We start from the raw sequence: 2614 nt of genomic DNA, 5'->3' as shown, positions 1-2614 counted from the left end.
CCCTCTATTTCGACAGTTTTGTTTTTCCACTGTCTACTTTAGAGGGAGCATATCATTTCTCAAAAGCCGCCGTTTTTGGGCGTGACAAATTGTGCTGTACGACGGCTTTTTTCTTTTGCCTTCGTGCGGCAGATTGTTTCATTTCATATTCAAAATATTCTTGTTAGTTTCTTCTTCCAAGCTGTTTCAAGTAGTTACCAGTTTTAGAAATAGAACACCCGAGCAGGTTGTCCGGCGTTCCGCAAAACAGCACTTCGCCGCCCTCACTGCCGCCCTCCGGTCCCATGTCGATGATCCAGTCAGCTTGTGCGATCAATTCCAAGCGATGCTCCACGATTACCACAGTATTGTGCTGTGCTACCAACTGCCGCAGCAGGGATAGCAGTTTTTCAATGTCCCGGCTGTGCAGGCCGGTGGTCGGCTCGTCCAGAATGTAGATATTGCCCTCTTTGTGCAACTCACTTGCCAACTTCACCCGCTGGACTTCGCCACCGGAGAGAGTGCTGGTGGGCTGTCCCAGGGTCATATAGCTCAGGCCAACATCCGTCATGCTTCGCAGGGGCTTACGCACTTTTTCTTCTGTGAAAAACTCCATCGCCTGTTCAATCGTCAGCGACATAGCTTCCTCTATGTTTTTCCCGTGGTAGGTGTAGCTCAATGCGGTGGGGTTGTATCGCCGCCCTTGACATTCCTCGCACAGAACCACAACAGGCTCCGCAAAGGCCATTTCATAGGAAATTTCGCCTTTCCCCTTGCAGACCGGGCAAGCACCCTTGGAATTAAAGCTGAACCACTCGGCCCCCACACCGTTCTCTTTGGCGAACAGCTTCCGTATCTCGTCCATAACGCCCGTATAAGTGGCGGGGGTGGAGCGGATAGATGTGCCGATGGGCTTTTGGTCGATCACGATAGCCTCTGGACAGCGTTTTACAAATTCATGGCAGACCAGCGAGCTTTTGCCGGAACCAGCTACGCCGGTAACAGCGGTCAACACTCCCTTGGGAATTACCACATCAATGTGCTTCAAGTTGTGACAATGGGCGTCCTTGATTGCAAAGCCCTCTGTCCAAGGCAAGGGGGCTGGATTGATTTCGATTTTCTGACGCATGGCCTGTGCGGTGATCGTGTCCGCATGGCGCAGGCCCTCCAAATCGCTCTGATAGACAATTTCGCCGCCCCGTGTCCCGGCCAGCGGCCCCAACTCTATGATATGGTCGGCCAGGGCCATCATCTGACGGCTATGCTCCACCACCAGCACATTGTTGTGACTGTCTCGCAGCTCCACCAGCAGACGGCCAATCCGATCTGCGTCGGCAGGATGCAGGCCAGCGGTGGGTTCGTCGAAAATATAGGTGATGTTGCTTAAACTGCTCCCCAGGTTCCGCACCATTTTAATGCGCTGGACCTCTCCCCCAGAGAGCGTGTCCGTCCGGCGGGACAGCGAGAGATAGCCAATACCAACCTCCACCATACGCCCCAAATAAGCCATGATCTGTTTTGCAAGGGACACGCCAACGGGATTGTTGATTTCCGCCAGCACTGGCAGGAGATCGCATACCGGCATTTCAAAATAATCGACGATATTCCGCCCCTTGATTTTTGAAGCCAATGCTTGCGGGTTCAGCCCTGTGCCACCGCAGGTCTTACATGGGCCTTTGTGAACGTGGGTTAAAATTTCTTCCTGCAAGGTCTTTTTCAGCTTGGAAATGTCCCGATTGAGGTAGAGCCGACGAAAGCGGGGAATAACTCCTTCATATGGCATTTTCCACATATGCCCGATGTTATTGGATGGGCTTTCAATCGTCAGCGGTTCCTTGGGACCGCTACGCAACATTTCCCACTCCTCCGGCGAGTAGTCCTTCAGCTTTTTGTCCGGGTTCAAAAAGGGATTGCCCGTGTATAATTCGTTCTGCCAGGTGCTTTGAAACTGGCTGAAATTCAGCCCACCCTTGCGGAGCGTTCCCTCTAAGTTAAAAAGGCTCTTTTCCACCAGCTCCATCCGCTCCCCCAGGCCAGTACAGACTGGACACATCCCCAGGGGATGATTGAATGAATAGGCCATAGCTCCACCTGCACCGGGTTCCCCAATGCGAGAAAACAACAAACGAATCAGCGGAGCGGCATCAATAGCCGTACCCACAGTGGAACGGCTACTAACGCCGAATGCTTTCTGATCGACAACTATTGCAGGAGTGAGACTACGAATTTCATCTACTTTAGGCCGCTCATAGTGAGGCATCTTGTTCCGTAAGTAGAGCGGATAGGAGGTCTGCCACTGTCGGGCGCTCTCAACCGCAATCGTATCAAAAGCCAGTGAGCTTTTGCCGGAGCCGGAAACACCTGCCAGCACCACCAGCTTTCCTTTTGGGATTGTCAAGTCAATATGTTTCAGGTTGTTTTCGGATGCGCCAATAATTTCAATATTATCCTTATAATTACATAGCACTTCCCTCATTTTCTATTTCCTCCCGTTGATGGCTACTCTGTCACTGTTATTCAAAATTTTCCCCGCTTTGGTTTTGCATTGTATATGGCGTTTGTATATGGTCGGCAACGCCGCCCTCGTTGCTGTACTGTCTATAAAAACGGCGGCTTTTGAGAAATGATATGCTCC

At 51.5% G+C, this 2614-nt stretch carries 1 protein-coding gene; it reads right to left on the bottom strand.

Going from position 1 to position 2614, the window contains the following annotated elements; translation table 11 throughout:
* Positions 1-163 precede the first annotated feature (163 nt).
* A complete protein-coding gene (locus tag D1641_RS18720; RefSeq protein WP_160668477.1) occupies positions 164-2455 on the bottom strand; it encodes an excinuclease ABC subunit UvrA in 2292 nt (763 codons plus the stop codon).
* Between the last annotated feature and the right edge of the window lie 159 nt (positions 2456-2614).

Origin of the sequence: Colidextribacter sp. OB.20 (assembly GCF_009911595.1) — a bacterium.
GTDB lineage: Bacteria > Bacillota > Clostridia > Oscillospirales > Oscillospiraceae > Lawsonibacter.
The sequence above is the reverse complement of the archived record's forward strand: the minus strand, read 5'-3'. Positions and strand labels throughout refer to the sequence as shown.

What these genes read in the sequence shown, in the direction of transcription:
- D1641_RS18720 (WP_160668477.1), bottom strand. Translation starts at nt 2,455, where the DNA reads ATGAGGGAAGTGCTATGTAATTATAAGGATAATATTGAAATTATTGGC.